The organism is Microbacterium sp. MMO-10, from assembly GCF_037148715.1.
Lineage (GTDB): Bacteria > Actinomycetota > Actinomycetes > Actinomycetales > Microbacteriaceae > Microbacterium.
In genome coordinates, this window is record NZ_JBBCSV010000003.1 from 153,966 (window position 1) to 172,663 (window position 18,698).

Below are 18,698 nucleotides of genomic sequence, written 5' to 3' on the forward strand. Positions count from 1 at the left end.
CGGGCGCCGCATAGAATCGCCACGAGCACGATCGGAGCGCTGGACGGATGAGCGGAACGCAGAGCTACTACTGGTACACGTTGTCGACCCAGATGGTCGTCCAGGCGGACGAGCGGCCCACGGAGGACTCGATCGGGCCCTTCAGCAGCGCCGCCGAGGCGGAGGACTCGCCCGCCCTGCTGATCGAGCACGCGCGCGCCTGGCTCGGGAGCGAGGAGAGCGAGCCGTTCCGCGAGATGGCCGCCGAAGCCGACGAGAGCGCCGACTACGCGTGACGACCCGGTCGAGCGCCGGGGTGCGCCGTCACGAGATCCGCAGGCGGCTCCTCGCGGCGGTGCTCGTGCTCCTGCTCGCCGCGGGGCTCGCCGCCTGCACCAAGGCGCGGTCGGGGAAGGCCTCGGCGGGGCCGGTGGCCGGCACGAAGGTGGTCGTCGGATGGGCGGGGGCATTCACCTCCGCGAACGCGGCGCAGTCGCCCACCGCGGGCAACGTCGACATCGCCGCGGCGACGCGCGGTCGGTTCGGTGACGTCGTCGATGGGCAGTTCGTGCCCGACACCGGGTTCGGCACGGTGAAGATCGTCTCCGAGTCGCCCTTCACGGTGCGCTACGACCTGGCCCAGCCGGCCTGGTCGGACGGCATCCCCGTCGACGCCGCCGACCTGCTGCTGGGATGGGCCGGCGCGTCCGGCCGCCTCGACCCGGCTCCCGGAGCGGACGCGCAGGAGGATGCGGATTCGGTCCCCCGGATCGACGAGTTCGCGCGATCGATCGACGTCACGTTCCCGCACCCGAGGATCGACTGGCAGAGCGCGGTCGGCGCTCCCGTGCCCGCCCATGTCGTCGGGCGCCTCGCCTTCGGGCTGGACGATCCGATGGAGGCCAAGCAGGCCGTCATCTCGGCGATCCGGAAGGGCGATACCACCGCGCTCGCCGAGATCGCCGAGGTGTGGAAGAAGGGGTTCGATCTCCCGAAGAAGGGGGCCGTCCCGGACCGGCTCCTGCTCTCCAGCGGTCCGTTCCGGGTCGATCGGGTCGAAGGCGCCCCGGGCGGGCAGAGCGTGCGACTGGTCGCGAACGCGGGATACGCCGGTGCGCCGAAGCCGAAGGTCGCCCGCATCGATCTCGTTCCTCCGGGCGCGCAGCCGGTGGCCGAGGCGGGCGCCGGGCTGGACATCGTCCAGGTGGCTCCCACGGCCGAGAACCGCGCGCCGATCCACGAGCTGGAGCTCAAGGACTTCACCGTCACGACCACCAACGACGGAACGCTGTGGACGATGATCCTCAACCCGGCCGGGGTGTTCGCGTCTCCGCAGGCCCGTACCGCGTTCTTCCACGCGGCACCCGCGAACGCGATGATCCAGGGCGGCGGAGGCGAGTGGGCATCGGCCTACGCCGGCACGTCGTCGATGGTCACCTCACCCGATTCCGCGGCCTACAAGGTCGTGGACGAGGGCTCGGGGTTCGCCTCGGCACTCGGCACGCCGGGCGACGATCCGGCGCTGCAGCGCCGGACGGCGGGAGTCGACGACGGCGCGCGGGTGTGCGTGCTGTACGACCGCGGCAGCGAGTTCGCGCGCGGGGCCTTCGCCGCGCTGCAGGCCGCGGCGGGCAAGGAGGGGTGGGGCGTCGCCGACTGCGGCAGCGACGATGTCGCCGCAGCCCTGCCGCAGCGCGCCTGGGATGCCGTGATCACCCGGGTGCCGCTTCCGCAGACGCCCGACCAGATCGCCGCGCAGTGGGGGGCAGGAGGGTCGGCCGCCCTCACGCCGTTCGCGGATCCGTCCCGTGATCAGCTGATCGCGCAGCTCGCGAAGACCACGGACGTGTATCAGGCGCGGGACCTGCTCGCCCAGATCGAGGCATCGATCGTGCGGTCCGCCGTGGCCCTCCCGATCGCGACGAACCCCCGGCTCACCGTCGCCGATCGCGGCACCGGGGGCGTGTCCGTGCGCAACGGAGAGGCCCCCTCCCTGCTGGGCGGCGCGGCCGCCTGGACCTCCGCGCGCTGAGCGGCGATGGGGAGTTCTCCCCATCGCGTCGTCGGGGGACGCTCTCGTAGGGTCGAGGGGAGGGGTCTTGGAAGGTCAGCGTCCGGAGGTGCTGTCGTGGGAATGATGTTGCCGAATGAGCTTGTCTGGGTGATGGAGAAGCTGGGTTTTGATTGGCCTGATATCGATGAGGATGAGGTCAGTAAGGGTGCGACTCTGGTGCGGAATCTGGGGTCGGATCTGGAGTCGGTGATCCAGTCGGTTGATCGGAAGGTCAATGGGGATATCGCGGGGGCGATGCGGGGGCAGACGGGTCCGGCGACGTTGAGTGCGTGGAATGCGAATCGGTCGCAGAATCTGCAGAAGCTGATCGATATCATGCCGCCGGCGGCGACGGCGATGGATATCGGTGCGGCGGCGATCACGGGGTTGAAGGTCAAGGTGATCGTGGATGTGACGTCGACGTTGGTGACGTTGGTGGCGATGTTGACGAATCCGGTGACGGCTCTGGGGGCGGGGCCGATGTTGTTGATCAAGAAGAAGCTGTTGAACGCGGCGGTGGACATCGTGGTGGAGCAGTTGATGAATCAGTTGGCTCCGATGGCGATCGAGCCGTTGGCGGAGCAGTTGCCGGCGGTGATCGATGCGGTGCTGGATGCGCCGATGGTGGAGGCGTCGGTGGGGGATTCGGATGAGTTCTTCGCGGATCTGCAGGCGTTGGAGGATGCGCAGGCGGAGATGAAGGTGCATGGGGCGGATATTCAGTCGATCACGTCGACGTTCTTCGCGGAGTTCTCGGCTTTGGATTTCGGGGGTGATGACTGATGAGTTCGGTGAAGCCGATCATCCGGGAGTTGAAGCAGGCGGCGTTGAAGGGGTTCGCGCATGCGGATCACAAGCTGCACCAGTTGACGGCGAACATGGACGGGCATCTCGACGACGTCATCCGTCAGGTCCGTGGCCGCGACCACTACGACGGCAAGGTCGACACCACGCGGACGAACCCCACGGCGATCGACGGGAGTGTGAGAGCCGCGCCGCGACAGGAGCTTCCGCCGAGTCTCGCGGCGACCTTCGAGGACGGCGCCTATCGCACGGTGGAGACGACGGAGGCGGTGACCCTGTTCCGCGTCTACGGGCACTCCGCCGAACAGGGCGGAGGCTTTGCGACGACGTCGACGTCCGGCAACCGGATCAATGCGGCGATGGAGAGCGCCCTTCTTCCCGAGTGGAAGAACTCGCGTGAGTTCGAGGCCACGATCGAGGTGCCGGCGGGCCAGGTGCTCAACATCGGCACCGTGGCGCCGCAGACGACCATGTCCGGAGCGATCCTGCCGGGCGGAGCGGATCAGATCCTCTTGCCCCGTGATTGGCCGAGTTCCTGGGTTCAGAATGTCGACAGGCTGCCGGTAGGTTTTCAGGGGAGGATCCCATGACGACGAAATACGAGGAGGCGCTCCTCGCCGCCCTGCAGGCGCTGGAGTCGGCTTCGGCGGATGGTGCATTCCCGGCGTCCTTGAGTTCGTCGCTGCGCGGCCAGCTGCAGGAGGAACTTCAGACCGTCCGCGCGGGGCACCTGTCGCCTCGCTCGCTCGCCACCGCCCTGAGCCACCAGATGGTCGACTCCGGACACATCGACGACCGTTTCTCGGCCGCCTTGGACGGCATGCTCGCCGCGGAGGGGAGCGCGCAGGGCGAGCCGTCGCTTCTTCCGCGGGTGACCGTGCGTCAGCTGGGGGAGAGGGGCGTGCGGACCCTGGCTGCGGCCGAGCATCTCCTCGGGCGTTACGGTCTGCTCCTGCCGGTGATGAACGCGCAGGACGGCACCCGGCTGATCACGATCGAGGTCGAGGGAGGCAGAGCTCTCCCGGCGTTCTCGTCGCGTGAACTGTTCGACGAGTGGGCGAGCGGCGCACCCGAGGGTGCGAGTCCCGCGCTCGTCCCCGCGGGCGGCGTCGGCCGGCTCGCCCCCGGAGTCGACGTCGTGATCAATCCGCTCAACGAACGACTCATGCTGGCGAACGAGAGAACGATCCCGGCCGGCACGGTGAGCTTCGGGCGCCCGGGGCACGTGGATCCGCGCGTCCTGACCGCGGTTCGCGCTGCGAGCGACAGTGCGGGCATCGCCCGGGTGTCACTGGCACAGGTGGTCGCCGACGGACAGTCGGCCCTCACTGCTGTCCCGACGGGTGATTCCGCTTCCCTCAGGGCTTTCGCCGCAGCGCTGGGGGGAGCTCTGCCGGCGGGAGTCGGCCTCGACATCCTCCCGAGCGACACCCAGCTGGGTGCGGCCGTCGCCGCGGAGATCCCGCCGCTCTTCGAACGACCCTGACGGTCAGCGCCCGGCGTCGGCCAGGTGGCGCGCGTCGTGGCTGAGCACCTTCACCATCACGCCGTGCCGGCGAAGGGCGGCGACGGTGCGGGCCTCCTCGTCGAGATCGCGGCCGAGCGCGTGGATGTTGGCGACGACGAGCACGTCGCCCGCCCGCAGGGTGTCGATGAGGCGGCCGATCCGATCCGTCCAGCTCTCCAGGATGTCGGGCGCCGGGTGGCGGAAGCCCTCGATCGGCACGCCGAAGCGGGTGAGGTCGTCGCGCTGCTGCACCACGGAGGGCATGCCGTCGCGCGCCACCACCAGACCGACGAGGCGGGATCCGTCGGGCTTGGCCGACCACCAGTCGCGGTTCTGCTGCAGCTCGGTGAAGCACTTGGGGCACTCGGCCGCCGCGTGCGGAAGGTGCAGCGGGCTGGTGAGGGCGGCGTCGAGGGAGGCCTCGGTCGTGCCTTCGGCATCGCCCTGCGTGTGCGTGGTCGCTTCCATGTCATCCGCCTCCACGACTATTGTGCCTTCTCCCGCCGACACCGGCGTGCCGAGCCCCGCAGATCGCGACCGGGCGCGCTCCCACAGCGGCGCGGGGTACTCTCGCACATGTCCGCCACGGAGCCCGAGGAGTCCGCATGCCTGTCGTCGCCGCCTATGCCGCACCGAGCGAGGGCGCGCCCCTCGCACCGACCACGATCGAGCGGCGCGAACCGGGTCCGCACGACGTCGTGATCGACATCGCCTACGCCGGGATCTGCCACTCCGACATCCACACCGTGCGGGGCGACTGGGGGCCGCAGCGGTATCCGCTCGCACCCGGCCACGAGATCGCCGGCACGGTCGCGGCGATCGGATCCGAGGTCACGCGCTTCGCCGTCGGAGACCGGGTCGGCGTCGGCTGCCTCGTGAACTCCTGCCGTGAGTGCCCCGCCTGCCTGCGCGGCGAGGAGCAGTACTGCACCGGCGGCTCCGTCGGCACCTATGGCGCGATCGACCGCGACGGCACCGTCACCCAGGGCGGCTATTCGCGCCAGGTCGTCGTCACCGAGGGCTTCGTCCTGCGGATCCCCGACGCCATCCCGCTCGACCGCGCGGCACCGCTGCTGTGCGCGGGCATCACCACCTACTCGCCGCTGCGCCACTGGAAGGTCGGCCCCGGTTCGCGCGTCGCCGTCATCGGACTCGGCGGCCTCGGCCACATGGCCGTCCAGATCGCGCACGCGCTGGGCGCCGAGGTCACCGTGCTCTCGCAGTCGCTGCGCAAGAAGGACGAGGGGATCCGGCTCGGCGCCGACCGCTACCTCGCCACCTCGGAGCCGGAGACGTTCTCGGGCAACCGACGCGCGTTCGACCTGATCCTGAACACCGTGAGCGCCCCGCTGCCGCTGGACGACTACCTGCGCCTGCTCGACACCAACGGAACCCTCGTGTGCGTGGGCGCCCCGCCGGAGCCGATGTCGGTCTCGATCAACCAGCTGCTCGGATTCCGCAGGTCGCTGGCCGGATCCGCGATCGGCGGGATCGCCGAGACGCAGGAGATGCTCGACTTCTGCGCCGAGCACGGCCTTGCGGCGGAGATCGAGCTCATCGACGCGGCCGGCATCAACGACGCCTACGAGCGCGTGCTCGCGAGCGACGTGAGGTTCCGCTTCGTGATCGACGCCGCGACGATCTGACGCCCACCCGCTCAGGACCGCGTCTCGTCTCTCGGTCGCCTGCGGCGTCCTCGCTCGACGACCCCGGGATCGGTCGTCGAACGAGCCCCGAGCGGAGCGAGGCGCGAGACGGAGCGCGGCGGTCTCGCCGGGTCAGATCAGCCCGAGTGCGCGCACGGCGTCCCGCTCCTCGACGAGCTCGGCGACCGAGCGGTCGATGCGCTCCCGCGCCCAGTCGTCCGGGTCCAGACCCTCGACGATCTGCCACGCGCCGTCGACCGCGCGCACCGGGAAGGAGCTGATCAGCCCCTCCGGGACGCCGTACTCGCCGTGCGAGACGACGGCGGCGCTCGTGCGGCGTTCGCCGGTGCCGAGCGCACCGTCGCGCACGTGGTCGATCGTCGCGTTCGCCGCCGACGCCACCGAGGACGATCCCCGCACCTGGATGATCTCGGCGCCGCGCTTCGCGACGCGCGGGATGAACGTGCTGTCGAGCCAGGCGCGCACGTCGCCGGTCTGCTCGGCCAGGGCGTCCCAGACCGGGCGTCCGGCGACCGTGGCGTGCGCGACGTCGGGGAACTGCGTCGCGGAGTGGTTGCCCCAGATGGTGACCCCGGCGATGTCGGCCACGGGGGCGTTCAGAGCCGCGGCGAGCTGACCGCGCGCGCGGTTCTCGTCGAGGCGGGTGAGCGCGCTGAACCGCTCCGCGGGCACGCCGTCGGCGGCCGCCGCGGCGATGAGGGCGTTGGTGTTGGCGGGGTTGCCCACGACCGTGACGCGCACCCCGGGTGCGGCGTGCGCGGCGATCGCCGCGCCCTGCGGGCCGAAGATCGATCCGTTGGCGGCGAGCAGATCGCCGCGCTCCATGCCCGGGCCCCGCGGGCGCGCCCCCACGAGCAGCGCGTGGTCGGCGCCGTCGAAGCCCACGGCCGGGTCGTCGGTCACCTCGACGTGCTCGAGCAGACCGAAAGCGCCGTCCTGCAGCTCGAGGGCCGCGCCCTCCGCGGCGGCGATCCCCGCGGGGATCTCCAGCAGCCGCAGCCGCACCTTCTCGTCCGGGCCGAGCATGTCGCCCGCCGCGATCCGGAACAGCAGCGCGTAGCCGATCTGCCCGCCGGCCCCGGTCAGAGTCACCGTGGTGGTCACTTTCGGCTCCCTTCGGTCGCTGGCGCGACGCTCAGTGCGAGCCTATGCCTCGCCGTCGGGCCATGGACCGTGGAAAACTGTGCTCATGACGTTCAACCCGGATGCCGATGTCTCGGACAACAAGGTCAAGCGGCGCAGCGGCGGCCGCACGGCCGCGATCGCCGGCGGCGGCGTGGTCGGGCTCGGCGCCGTCGTGGTGCTGCTCATCAGCGCCTTCACCGGGGTCGACCTCTCCGGCCTCCTCGGGGGCGCGACCGGAACCTCGCAGAGCCAGCAGCAGGGGGACGGATCCACCGAGGGATCGGTGCAGAGCTGCAACACCGGCACCGACGCCAACAACAGCGTCGACTGCCGTGTCGCCGCAGTGTCGCTGGTGCTCAACGACTACTGGGCGAAGCACGTCAAGGGCTACGTCGAGCCGGGGCAGGTCAACGTCGAGGGCTCGACGTCCACCCCCTGCGGCACCGCCTCCAACGACGTCGGCCCGTTCTACTGCCCGTCGGATCAGACCGTCTACATCGACCCCACGTTCTTCCAGCTGCTCAAGCAGCAGTTCGGCGCGGAGGCCGGCGACCTCGCCCAGGTCTACGTCGTGGCGCACGAGTACGGGCATCACATCCAGAACATCACCGGCACGATGGACAAGTACCCGAACAACGGCACGGGGCCCACGAGCAACGGGGTGCGCACCGAGCTGCAGGCCGACTGCTATGCGGGCGCTTTCATCGCCGACATGACGCAGGAGAAGGACAAGAACGGCGTCGCGTACATGAAGACGCCGACCGATGCGCAGATCAAGGACGCGCTGAACGCGGCCGCGGCGGTCGGCGACGATCACATCCAGCAGCAGTCCGCGGGCTACACCAACCCGGAGAGCTGGACGCACGGATCCAGCGACCAGCGGGACAAGTGGTTCGCGACCGGCTACAAGTACGGTCTCGGCAAGTGCGACACCTTCGCGGTGGCCACGCCGTAGCCGCGAATCCTGTCGTTCCTTCTCTCTTCCGGGGTCGTTGAGCGAGCGCAGCGAGACGAAACGCGGCGCTCTCGCGAGGTCACCGCGTTTCGTCTCGGTCGCGCTGCGCGCGTCCTCACTCAACGTCCATGGGGAGAGAGGCGGGGCCTCCTCGCGCTACGCGCGCATCGCCTGGACGAGCGTGCGCACGAGTGCGAGCACGCCGCCCTGCGCGCGGAACCGGGTCAGCCCCTCGCTGACCTCGGCGGCCGTGCGCGACGAGGCAAACCACGGCGGCTTCGGCAGGATCGTGAACCGGCCGCCGTCGCGCACGATCGACGCCGACCGCGGGAAAGGCCGGAACGGGCCGCGCACCACGGAGCGCTCCACGTCGGCGAGCAGCAGGGCGTTGTGCACGACGCCGATCCCGCTGCCGACGTCCGCGATCGTGTTGCCGGGGAACGCGCCCCAGGTCACGGTCGGGGTGATGAAGCCGAAGGCGGTCCACGTGTTGATCGCGATGGAGCCGTAGTGCAGCGCCGTGATCGCCCGCTCGAAGCCCGCGCCGAGCGATGCCTCGGTGGCCGGATCGATCAGCACGTTCGCGCCGAGGGTGCCCTGCAGCTTCTCGTTCGCATGCGCGACGGCGGCATCCAGGAACGCCTGTCCGGTGCCGGGCAGCTGCTCCACCCCCAGCACCGGGGCGAAGTACTCGGTCTGCTCCAGTGCGGTGGCGTCGTCGCCGTCTCCGATCTCGACCAGGAGACGGTCGGCGAGCACGAGCGCGTCGGGATACGACTGCTCCGCCTGAGCCATGCGCTCGTCCGAGCGCGGGTACCAGATCGGCCGCTCGGGGGCGATCGCATACGCGCGGCGCAGCTCGATGAGGAACTGATCCTTCTGCGCCCAGTCGCGGGAGAGGAGCACGACCTGACCGGCGATGCAGTTGTGCCCGGCGTTCTGCAGCCGCATCGTCGCGACGTGCTCGGCCTGGAAGCGCAGGTCCTCGTCGCTCCAGTCGCCCGGCACGACGATGATCGGCGAGACCCCGCCGAGCTCGGCGGTGATCGGCTTCTTCAGCCGCGGCCGGTTCTCGCGCCTGCGGCGCTTGCCCTGGGCGCCCGTGCCCCACACGATCGCGTCGAAGGTCGGCGCGGATCCGGTGATGTGCACGTGCGCGAACGCGTCGTTTGCGGTGAGGTACGTCCCGACGTCGGCGCCGCCGCGCACGATCCGGAGGAAGCCGGGGGCGATCAGCGGCGCGAGCGCCCTCTCGAAGACCGGCACCAGGGCGTCCTGCGTGGGGTTGACCTTGAGCAGCACGACGCGGTCGTGCGCCAGCAGCTCGTACAGCACGTCGAGCACCGGGATCGAGGTGATGTTGCCGGCGCCGAGCACGAGGCCGATGCCGCCGTCCGTGGCCTCGGGCGAGCGCTGGGCGAGGCCGGCGCGGGACCGGGCGTCCCCCGGCGTGACGCCGGGGGCGAGCCACACCTCGCCCGTGAAGCCCGAGAGCAGCAGCTTGTCGATGCCTTCGAGCGGGAAGGAGTGCACGCGGGTCTGACCGCTCGCCGTCCGGTCGACGGTGAGGCCGTCCAGCGGGTTGCGGCCGGTCGCGATGCGGTCGAGCGTCTCGATGTACGCGTCCACCGCGCCGAGCGTCGCATACGGACCGCTCAGCCACTCCTCGCCGCGGAGCGGATGATCGTCCGTCAGCTGCTTCGAGCGCACCGCGGTGCGGGCCCAGGTGCGCGCGGTCGCCGCGACGGTGCGGCGCACGCCGCGCAGCAGCGTCACGCGCTGGCTCACGGTCAGGGCGGACCAGGCCGCGGATCCCTTGCGCAGGGCCGCGATGTCCTCCTCGATCGGGGCGCGGACGTCGTCGGCGAGGGTGTCGGGCATCGGATCTCCTTCGGCGCGGTCTGGTCTCAGGGTACGCGCTCGGCGTGAGACGGAGTCTCACCGTCGATGTCCCCGCGACGCAGCCCGTACCGGGCCAGGGTGAACAGGCTCAGCAGCATCAGCGCCGCCGGCACGATGCTGAAGATCACGACGATGCCGGCGACCGCGCTCGCCGGCTGGGCGAGGGCGGATGCGTCGCCGGCTGTGCGCGAGACGTAGCCGGTGATCGCGAGGACGACCGAGACGATCGTCGTCCCGAGCGCGAAGCCGACCGTCTCCGAGGCGGTCCACATCCCCGTGAACGTGCCCGCGTGGCCCGGTCCGCTGTCGCGCTCGTCGTGCGAGATCACGTCGGGGAGCATCGCCATCGGGAGCGCCTGCATTCCCGCATAGGCGATGCCCGCGACGGCGACCGAGAGGTAGATCCAGGATCCGGGAGCCCACAGGGCGAGGACGATCGACGCCGACGCGACGAGGAACATCAGCGAGGCGATCCGGAAGGCGCGCTCCTTGCCGATCCGGCGCGACACCCGCTCCCACACCGGCGTCGCGATGACGGCCGGGGCGACGAGGGCGACGAACAGGAGCGTCACCGCGCTCTCGGAGCGCATCACCCAGGTCGCCACGTACTGGGCGCCCGCGAGCATCGTGCCCGTGGCGAGGGCCTGCAGCAGATAGGTGCCGAGCAGGGCGCGGAACGGCTGCGAGCGGCGCACCGCGGCGAACCCCGCGGCGTACTGGGCGCGAATGCCGACGTGCTCGACCGCGGCGGGGGCGGCCACCGCGTCGTCCGCCGTGCGCGCGGCGATGAGCATTCCGACGCCGATCACGACGCCGGCGACGATCCCCATCACGAGATAGCCCGTGACGGGGTCGCCGGTGAGGCGGCGCAGTTCGGGGCCGCCGCCGCCGAAGAGCAGGATCGTGACGGTGAGCGCGATCACCCGCCAGCTGAGCAGCCGGGTGCGTTCGTCGTAGCTCGACGTGAGCTCGGCGGGCAGGGCGATGTACGGCACCTGGAACAGGCTGAACGCGGTGGCGGTCGCCAGGAAGGCGATCAGCACGCAGATGACGCCGGCGACGGGGCCGAACACCGGCGGCACCGCGAAGGTGAGCGCGAAGAACACCGGCAGGGTGAAGGCGCCGATGAGCATGAAGCGCTTGCGGCTGCCCGTGCGGATGAGACTGCGGTCGGACCAGGCGCCGATCACCGGGTCGATCACGACGTCCCAGATCTTCGCGAGGGTCACGATCGTGCCGGCGAGGATCGCCGCCACGCCGAGGTTGTCGGTGAGGAAGTAGGCGAGCACCAGGCCGGGCAGCGTCGCGAACCCGCCCGTTCCCAGGGAGCCCGCGGCATAGCGGGCGACGGTGCGGGCGGGAAGGCGCGTGGGGGCTCGTTCGGCGCGAGCGGCGATGCTCATGCGCGTCAGTGTATCGGCGCGCGCGGCGGCCGGATCAGGCCCGCTCCGCGTGCACCGGAGGGAGTCAGATCAGGGACAGCTCGCGCAGCTTCGCCTCGACGTCGGCGTTGGACGGCTCGACGTGATGCGAGGAGTCGGGGTACACGACCACCGGGATGTTGGTGCGGCCGGAGATCTCCTTGGCGACGTCCGCGGCCGCAGGATCCTCGACGAGATCGACGTAGGTGTACTCGATGCCGAGCTCGTCGAGCTGCTTCTTCGTGCGGATGCAGTCACGGCACCAGTCGGCGCCGAACAGGGTGATCGTGTCAGAGACGGGGGCGGTCATGATTCCAGGGTACGGCGGATCCGGGGATGAGGGCTCGGCCGGGAGGATCGCCGAGACGGGGGACTTCACCTCCCGTTAGCCTGGAGCGGGCAGGGTGGCTGACGGGAAACGCGCAGGTTCTGCATGGTTTCCCGTGGGATCATGGCGAGTCAGCGATCGGAGGAGGGGCATGGGCGACATGTCGGCAGGGGAGCGCATCCCCGGTGCCACGGTCATCATTCCGACCTACAACGAGCGCGACAACATCGCGGCCCTCGTCTCCCGCGTCTCCGCCGCCGTCTCGGACCGCGACGTCGAGATCCTGTTCGTGGACGACAGCTCGGACGACACCCCTGACGTGATCCGCCGGATCGCCGTCGACGCTCCCGTTCCCGTGCGGCTCCTGCACCGGGAGAAGCCCGTGGGCGGTCTCGGCGGCGCCGTGGTGGAGGGCATCTCCGCGGCCGCCTACGACGTGTGCATCGTCATGGACGGCGATCTGCAGCATCCGCCGGAGCTCCTGCCCGACATGATCGACCGCTTCGAGGACGGGGATGCGGACGTCGTGGTCGCCTCCCGCTACGTCGGCGGCGGCGACAACGGCGGTCTCGCCGGAGCGGTGCGCGTCGGCGTCTCCCGCGGCGCGACCCTGCTCACCAAGGCGATGTTCCCGATCCGGCTGTCCGGCGCCTCGGATCCGATGACGGGATACTTCCTCGTGGACCGTCGCCGCATCGACCCGGTGGCGCTGCGCCCCAACGGCTTCAAGATCCTGCTGGAGATCCTGGTGCGCTCCGACGTGCGCATCGCCGAGGTGCCGATGGAGTTCGGCGAGCGGCTGCACGGGCAGTCCAAGGCGTCGTTCGTCCAGGGCATGGAGTTCCTCAAGCACCTGGCCCGGTTGCGCTTCGGCAAGATGTCGCTGTTCGCGATCATCGGCGGTGTGGGCGCCCTCGCCAACCTCGTCATCATGTGGGCGCTCACCCACCTCGGCGTGGAGTACGTCTGGGCGGCGATCATCGCGGCCGAGGTGACGATCATCGGCAACTTCATCCTGCAGGAGCGCTACGTCTTCAACGACATGCGCGGCGACGCCTCCGCCATCGGCGTGCGCTTCGCCCAGTCGTTCACGTTCAACAACGTCGAGGCGGCCGTGCGGATCCCGGTGCTGGCGCTCATGGTCGAGACCTGGCACATCTCCAGCATCCTCGCGGCGGCGATCACGCTGATCGCGGCGTTCTTCGTGCGCTTCCTGTTCCACTCCCTCGTGGTCTACGCACCGCGCCGGTCGGTGCGCCAGGAGCGCAAGGCCGAGGAGCGCCGGCGCGTGCGCCTCGAGGCCGAGGCCGCCGCGGACTGATCCTGGATCCGGTGGCCCCCGTTCGGGGCGCCGCCGGGCGAGCCGCCTCGGATCCCGCCCCCTCGGATCCGCCCCCTCGGGGCGTCAGCCGATGTTGTCCTTGAGACCCTGGACGGTGTCGCCGTAGTTGATGCGGACCACCGGGAGCTCGAGCTTGTTCGTGCCGATCTTCACGTAGCCGAACTCGATGGTGCGGGCGAGCAGGAACCCTGCCTTGGTGACGCCCTCCTCCGCGGTCGCGTTGTAGTGACCGTAGGGGTAGGCGATGACCTCCTTGGCGCCGAGCACCTTCGCCGACTCCTCCAGATCCGCCGCGACCTCGTCGGCGGACAGGTTCACCATCCGGCCCTTGCCGTTGTCGCCGGCGCGGTGCATGTCGTTCGTGTGCGAGCGCTGCAGCACGTAGGGCGACGGCGAGCCGTCCTTGCGCTCGCCGGTGATCACGAACGACGTGGTCAGCAGCTTCCGCTCGGTGACGACCGGGACGGCGAGCTGAAGCCAGGTCGGATCCGCGTCGTCGTCGGTGATGACGAGCGAGTGCTGGGGCAGGAAGAGCTTGCCGTCGATGAACGCGTTCAGCTCATCCCAGGTCGGCAGATAGAACCTCTGCGACGCGACGTAGTCCATCTGCGCCTTGAAGTCCTCGATGTAGACGTAGTTGTTGCGCAGCCAGTTGTCCTCGCCCTCGGGCTTGGTCGTGAACTGGTGGTACATCAGGATCGGGATCTTCGCCGCGGTCGCGGTGTTCTGGTCGGGCGTGGTCCAGGCGGCGTGCAGCGTGAGCTGATGATCGGTGCACGCGGTCAGCTGCGACCCGTTCACACGGTCGGTCTGCACCTGCGTCTGGGCGGTCTCCGGAGTCGGGTACCAGCCGGCGAACACCGCGCCGGGACGCTCCGGGATCGGCAGGCCGGTGTACAGCACGCCCTCCGTCTGCAGCATCGGGGGCTGCGTGATGCCTTCGCCCGCGAACGACACCGCGCACGCGGTGGCGGGGTCGGCGGCGGTCTTCAGCAGCTGCTGGGCCGGTGTGAGCGGCGTGGACGTCGGCTTCGGCGTCGGCGTGGACGCGGTGCCGGCGGCCTCGGCCTTCGGGCCGCCCCCGGAGAACGCCCGCACGGAGATCGTCGCGAGGACCGCGACGAGCGCGATCGCGAGCACGGCGATGAGTCCGACGATCAGGCGGCGTCGGCGGATCACCGCGGGCGAAGGGCGCGCAGAGCGCGACGAAGTGGGGGAGCCTCCGGACATGGTGCCGAGTGTAGGGGATCCCCGGGTCCGGAACCTGAAGCGGCGTCGGGAGCGTCAGAGCAGCCAGCCGCGCTCCTGCGCGATCCGCGCGGCATCGGCACGGGTGCGCGCCTCGAGCTTCTGCATCGCCGAGGACAGATGGTTCCTCGTCGTGCCCTCGGACAGGTGCAGGGTGCGGGCCACGTCGGAGATGGTCCCGCCGTCCCGGGCGGCGGCGAGCACCTCGGCCTCGCGCGGGGTCAGCGGCGACGGCCCGGCCGTCAGCGCGTCCGTCGCGAGGGCGGCGTCGATGACCGTCTCCCCGCGCATCACCCGGCGCACGACCGCGGCCAGCTCGGAGGCCGGCGTGTCCTTGACGACGTAGCCGCTGACGCCGGCGGAGAGGGCGCGGGACAGGTACCCCGCGCGGCCGAAGGTCGTGACGATCACGATCCGCACGTCGGGCAGCGCCTGCCGCAGCTGCGCGGCGGCGGTGAGCCCGTCGATGCCCGGCATCTCCACGTCGAGCAGGGCGATGTCGGGGCGGTGCTGCTGCGCGGCCGCCAGCACCTCGTCGCCGCGCCCCACCTGCGCGATCACCTCGAGGTCGTCCTCGAGGCCGAGCAGCGTCGCGAGCGCTCCGCGCACGAGAGCCTGATCGTCGGCGAGCAGGATCCGGATCGCCGGAGCGTTCGCGTCGTGCGTCATGCGGTGACCTCCAGGAGGAACCCGCCGTGGCGGGAGCGGCCGATCCTCAGGGCGCCGCCGGCGTCGGCGGCCCGCTCGGCGAGACCGTGCAGCCCCGTGCCGCCCGGATCGGCCGGCGAGTGCGCACCGGGACCGACCCCGTCATCCTCGACCGTGATGCGTCCGGGGGCGAGCGCGACCCAGCAGTGGGCGGCTCCGGCGTGGCGGATCACGTTCGTCGCGGCCTCGCGCAGCGCCCAGCCGAACAGCTCGCGGTTGCGCTCCGGAACCTCGTCGGTGGTGGTCGGCAGGTGCGCGGTGATCACCGCGGCGGGCAGGAGCGTGCGCAGCGACGCGAGCTCGCTCGCGATCCGCACCTGGCGGTACCCGGAGACCACGGCGCGCATGTCGCTCAGCGTGGCCCTGGCCAGGGTCTGCACCTCGCGGATCTCCGCCGACGCGGCGGCGGGATCCCGTTCCGAGAGCGTGGCGGCGAGGTCGGCCTTCAGCGCGATGGCCGACAGCGAGTGGCCGAGGATGTCGTGCATGTCGCGCGCGACGCGGTTGCGCTCCTCCTCCACGGCGACGGTGGCGAGCTCCTTCTGCGTGCGCCGCAGCTCGGCGAGCGTCTGCAGGTTGCGGGTGAACGCCGCCATCAGCGTTCCGATGGAGAGGATGACGAGCGGCATCGTCCACGGCGGCGTGCTCGAGGGCTGGAGGGCCCCGTCGACGAGGTTGAGCACGAACGCGGCCGCCGCCAGCGCGACGACGGCCAGGAGCGCGCGGCGATCGCCGCCGAAGCACATCGCCGCGGAGACCGCGACGTAGGTCCACAGCCCCGAGAGGTCGGGTCCGAGCACGAGGAGGAACGGGAGCGACAGCAGCAGCAGCACGGCGGGCGGCACCCACCGCCAGGGGCTCGGCAGCGCCATCGCCGCCGGGAAGGAGACGGTGAACAGCGCACCGTAGACCAGCACCCCGAGGCCCCAGAGCCAGGACGCCGGGGCCGGGAGCTGGGTGAGCAGGGGCACCAGGATGAACCCGATGATGAACAGCTGGCTGATGAGCGCCCCGGGGTACCACCGCTTCGCGCCGGGGGCGCCGAGGGTCAGCCGCAGCCGGGGCCACCCTGTGGCGCCGTCGAGCGAGGGCGCATCCAGGAAGCCGCCCTGGCCGATGCCGAGGCGCAGCGGGAAACCGTGACGAGCAGGGCGCCCGGCCGAGGCCGTGGCGTCCTGCTCGTCGCAGACGTCGTCCGTCACGTCAGACGCGCTTGGTGTCCCGGCGGAACATCAGCACCGCGAGGCCCGTGAAGACGAGGAACCAGACGATGAGGTTCGGCACCGACCAGCCGTCGGGGGCGACGCCGATCACGGCCGACTGCGACAGGTTCGCGATGCCCCACAGCGGCGTGAACTTCGCGCCGATCTGCACGGCCTCGGGCATGATCGCGAGAGGTACGAACAGCCCGCCCATGAAGCTCAGGATCGGCAGGATCGGGCCGAGGTAGCGCATCGCGTTCTGCGCGGGGAAGGCGTAGCCGACGGCGAGGCCGAGGCTGGTCAGCATGAGCGAGCTCAGCCAGGCCAGCGCGCCGGCGGCGATCAGGTTCCCGAGCGGAGCGGTGATGCCGAGCACGGCGCCGACGATCAGCGTCACGATCACGGCGATCGCCCCGAGGACCATGCCGCACACGACCTTGACCAGGATGTAGACGACGGGGTTCAGTGGCGTCAGGCGGAGCTGGCGGCTCCAGCCCTGGGCGCGCTCGGAGGCGACGGAGACGCCGGTCATGGTGCTCGCGACCATCGCGCCGTAGACGGCCATCGAGATCATGATCGGCACCGCGGCGGACATCCCGCCCTGGCTGACCGGCACGCTCGAGATGGACGTGTTCTTGTTGGGCAGGCCGATCATCACGAGCATGGCGATCGGGAAGATCAGCGTGAAGACGACCACGCTGGAATTGCGGAACAGGCGTTTGAGCTCGACGCCGAGGAAGGTGAGGCTGAAGCCGCCCATCGGCGGCACGCGCCGGGAGGACGGATCGATCCGGTCCAGGCGTTCGGTGGCGGAGGTCACGGTCATTCCCCTTCCGTGTCGTCGCCGGTGAGCTGGAGGAAGGCCTGCTCCAGGTTCTGGCTGGTGATGGTGATGTCGTGGGCCGAGGTGCGGGTGAGCAGGTGGCGGGCCACCGCATCGGAGTCGTTGGCGCGGATGATGATGCGCGGACCGCGCACCTCGACCGAGTCGACCCCGGCGAGGGCGGCGATCTCGGCCTGGCCGGATCCCGATGCGTCCTCCCATTCGGCCTCGACCGTGCGGCCGGAGGCCATCGCCTTGATCTCGGCGGTCGTGCCGTCGGCGACGATGCGGCCCCGGCGGATCAGGATGATCCGGTCGGCGTACTGGTCGGCCTCTTCGAGGTAGTGCGTCGCGAAGAGCACCGTGCGCCCGCGCTGGGCGTCGGCGTGGATCGCCTGCCAGAACGAGTGCCGGCCCTCCACGTCCATGCCGGTGGTCGGCTCGTCGAGGACGATGAGGCCCGGATCCGACACCAGCGCCATCGCGAAGCGCAGCCGCTGCTGCTGACCGCCGGAGCACTTCTGCACCTTGCGGTCGGCGATGTCGGCGATTCCGGCCCGCTCCAGCGCGGCGTCGATGCTGGTCGTGTGGGCGAACAGCGACGCGGTGAGCTTCATGGTGTCGCGCACGGTCACGTCGCTGAGCAGGCCGCCGGTCTGCATGACGGCGGAGACCAGGCCGCGCCCGATCGCCTGGCGCGGGGAGAGTCCGAACAGGGTCACCTCGCCGTCATCGGGCTGGGAGAGCCCGAGCAGCATGTCGATCGTGGTGGTCTTGCCGGCGCCGTTCGGGCCGAGGAAGGCCACGACCTCTCCCTGCGCGACCTCGATGTCCACGCCGTCGACGGCCGTGAAGCCGCGGAAGCGCTTCGTCAGGCCGTGCGCGGCGATCGCGGCCGGAGGGGTCGCGGGGGTGCGGGTGGCGGCGGGGGCCGTCCGGGTGTCGCTCATGTTGTCGCCTCGTTCATGTGATCCAGTCTGCTCCGCGGCGCGCACGGCGCACGATGAACGATGTCATGGATCGGCTATGACATCCGTCATGGAACGCGGGGCGGACGTCCGGCGACGCCGTCGCCCGGCCGCTCAGGGGGTGAGCGCCGCGATCGCGCTGACCTCGATGAGCGCGCCGGGAACGCCGAGCCCCGCGACGCGCGCCGCGGTGACCAGCGGAGGAGCCCCGTCCCGCGCGAGCTTGGGGCCGACGGCGCCGTAGGCGGCGCGCAGATCCGCGTCCTGGTGGATCAGCACGGTCCAGCCGATGACGTCGGCGAGCGTCGCCCCGGCCGCGGCGAGGGCGGCCTCGGCGTTGTCGAGGGCGCGGGCGGACTGCACGGCCACGTCGTCGGAGACGACCGCGCCGGACTCGTCGACGCCGTTCTGGCCGCCGACGTGGATCATCGTGGACCCGGGCGGGATCACGGCGACATGGCTGAAGCCGGGGCTGTTCACGAGGCCCGGCACGGAGGGGTAGGAGATGCTCATGGCGCGAGGCTAGCCGCGGGCGCCGACACTGCACGGATCCCGCCACGTCGTGCGCGACGGATGCAGGATGCTGCGACCTCTGCAGGACGGATTCGGTCCTTGGCTCCTGCATCCGTCGGCGGATCCTGCATTCCTCGCGACGGACGCGGGGCG

19 protein-coding genes are annotated in these 18,698 nt (G+C 70.9%); 8 read left to right on the forward strand and 11 right to left on the reverse strand.

What is annotated here, in order from left to right; translation table 11 throughout:
- The first annotated feature begins 47 nt into the window (after positions 1-47).
- The 5 genes from WFJ17_RS09460 (at position 48) to WFJ17_RS09480 (ending at position 4,322) form a co-directional block, all read left to right on the forward strand.
- The gene (locus tag WFJ17_RS09460) at positions 48-275 is read left to right on the forward strand and encodes a hypothetical protein (RefSeq protein ID WP_336648267.1); all 228 of its coding nucleotides are present in this window, start codon (positions 48-50) and stop codon (positions 273-275) included.
- Positions 272-2,011, forward strand: a complete 1,740-nt coding sequence (locus tag WFJ17_RS09465) for an ABC transporter substrate-binding protein (protein ID WP_336648268.1) — start codon at positions 272-274, stop codon at positions 2,009-2,011. The genes WFJ17_RS09460 and WFJ17_RS09465 overlap by 4 nt, the downstream gene beginning before the upstream one ends.
- A 132-nt stretch (positions 2,012-2,143) precedes the next feature.
- A complete protein-coding gene (locus WFJ17_RS09470; protein ID WP_336648601.1) occupies positions 2,144-2,815 on the forward strand; it encodes a WXG100-like domain-containing protein in 672 nt (223 codons plus the stop codon).
- Positions 2,815-3,426 carry a hypothetical protein gene (locus tag WFJ17_RS09475; RefSeq protein WP_336648269.1) on the forward strand — a complete coding sequence of 204 codons (612 nt, stop codon included), beginning with the start codon at positions 2,815-2,817 and terminating at the stop codon, positions 3,424-3,426. The genes WFJ17_RS09470 and WFJ17_RS09475 overlap by 1 nt, the downstream gene beginning before the upstream one ends.
- Positions 3,423-4,322: an SseB family protein gene (locus tag WFJ17_RS09480; protein WP_336648270.1), complete on the forward strand. Its 900-nt coding sequence runs from the start codon at positions 3,423-3,425 to the stop codon at positions 4,320-4,322. The genes WFJ17_RS09475 and WFJ17_RS09480 overlap by 4 nt, the downstream gene beginning before the upstream one ends.
- Before the next feature lie 3 nt (positions 4,323-4,325).
- Here the strand turns inward: WFJ17_RS09480 and WFJ17_RS09485 are convergent, their stop codons facing one another.
- Positions 4,326-4,811, reverse strand: coding sequence for a recombinase family protein (locus tag WFJ17_RS09485; RefSeq protein WP_292886814.1), 486 nt, complete (start codon positions 4,809-4,811; stop codon positions 4,326-4,328).
- Between the two features lie 137 nt (positions 4,812-4,948).
- Between WFJ17_RS09485 and WFJ17_RS09490 the strand changes: the two genes are divergently transcribed.
- On the forward strand, positions 4,949-5,989 hold the full coding sequence (locus WFJ17_RS09490) for an NAD(P)-dependent alcohol dehydrogenase (protein WP_251439347.1): 1,041 nt from the start codon (positions 4,949-4,951) through the stop codon (positions 5,987-5,989).
- A 132-nt stretch (positions 5,990-6,121) separates the two neighbouring features.
- On the opposite strand, the gene WFJ17_RS09495 is transcribed toward WFJ17_RS09490, so the two are convergent.
- Positions 6,122-7,114 carry a malate dehydrogenase gene (locus tag WFJ17_RS09495; protein WP_336648271.1) on the reverse strand — a complete coding sequence of 331 codons (993 nt, stop codon included), beginning with the start codon at positions 7,112-7,114 and terminating at the stop codon, positions 6,122-6,124.
- Between the two features lie 85 nt (positions 7,115-7,199).
- Between WFJ17_RS09495 and ypfJ the strand changes: the two genes are divergently transcribed.
- Positions 7,200-8,090 (forward strand): KPN_02809 family neutral zinc metallopeptidase, encoded by an 891-nt coding sequence (gene ypfJ, locus WFJ17_RS09500; RefSeq protein WP_295034082.1) that lies wholly within the window; start codon positions 7,200-7,202, stop codon positions 8,088-8,090.
- A 156-nt stretch (positions 8,091-8,246) separates the two neighbouring features.
- On the opposite strand, the gene WFJ17_RS09505 is transcribed toward ypfJ, so the two are convergent.
- The 3 genes from WFJ17_RS09505 to WFJ17_RS09515 form a co-directional block, all read right to left on the reverse strand.
- Positions 8,247-9,971, reverse strand: a complete 1,725-nt coding sequence (locus WFJ17_RS09505; protein WP_251439344.1) for an aldehyde dehydrogenase family protein — start codon at positions 9,969-9,971, stop codon at positions 8,247-8,249.
- 26 nt (positions 9,972-9,997) lie between these two features.
- Entirely contained in the window at positions 9,998-11,395 is a 1,398-nt protein-coding gene (locus WFJ17_RS09510) for an MFS transporter (RefSeq protein WP_336648272.1), read from the reverse strand.
- Positions 11,396-11,459: 64 nt separating this feature from the next.
- Positions 11,460-11,723: a glutaredoxin family protein gene (locus WFJ17_RS09515; protein WP_251439342.1), complete on the reverse strand. Its 264-nt coding sequence runs from the start codon at positions 11,721-11,723 to the stop codon at positions 11,460-11,462.
- 169 nt (positions 11,724-11,892) lie between these two features.
- Here WFJ17_RS09515 and WFJ17_RS09520 point away from each other — a divergent pair, with 169 nt between their 5' ends.
- Positions 11,893-13,062: a glycosyltransferase family 2 protein gene (locus tag WFJ17_RS09520; protein WP_336648273.1), complete on the forward strand. Its 1,170-nt coding sequence runs from the start codon at positions 11,893-11,895 to the stop codon at positions 13,060-13,062.
- A gap of 84 nt (positions 13,063-13,146) precedes the next feature.
- On the opposite strand, the gene WFJ17_RS09525 is transcribed toward WFJ17_RS09520, so the two are convergent.
- The 6 genes from WFJ17_RS09525 to WFJ17_RS09550 form a co-directional block, all read right to left on the reverse strand.
- Complete coding sequence (locus WFJ17_RS09525) at positions 13,147-14,313, reverse strand: polysaccharide deacetylase family protein (RefSeq protein ID WP_295034084.1); 1,167 nt, start codon at positions 14,311-14,313, stop codon at positions 13,147-13,149.
- Positions 14,314-14,367: 54 nt separating this feature from the next.
- Positions 14,368-15,000, reverse strand: coding sequence for a response regulator transcription factor (locus tag WFJ17_RS09530; protein WP_336648274.1), 633 nt, complete (start codon positions 14,998-15,000; stop codon positions 14,368-14,370).
- A complete protein-coding gene (locus WFJ17_RS09535; protein WP_336648275.1) occupies positions 14,997-16,241 on the reverse strand; it encodes a sensor histidine kinase in 1,245 nt (414 codons plus the stop codon). The genes WFJ17_RS09530 and WFJ17_RS09535 overlap by 4 nt, the downstream gene beginning before the upstream one ends.
- Position 16,242: 1 nt before the next feature.
- Positions 16,243-17,061, reverse strand: coding sequence for an ABC transporter permease (locus tag WFJ17_RS09540; protein WP_251439333.1), 819 nt, complete (start codon positions 17,059-17,061; stop codon positions 16,243-16,245).
- Positions 17,062-17,063: 2 nt separating this feature from the next.
- Positions 17,064-18,014, reverse strand: a complete 951-nt coding sequence (locus WFJ17_RS09545) for an ABC transporter ATP-binding protein (RefSeq protein ID WP_251439331.1) — start codon at positions 18,012-18,014, stop codon at positions 17,064-17,066.
- A gap of 132 nt (positions 18,015-18,146) precedes the next feature.
- Positions 18,147-18,545 carry a RidA family protein gene (locus tag WFJ17_RS09550; protein ID WP_251439329.1) on the reverse strand — a complete coding sequence of 133 codons (399 nt, stop codon included), beginning with the start codon at positions 18,543-18,545 and terminating at the stop codon, positions 18,147-18,149.
- Positions 18,546-18,698 lie beyond the last annotated feature (153 nt).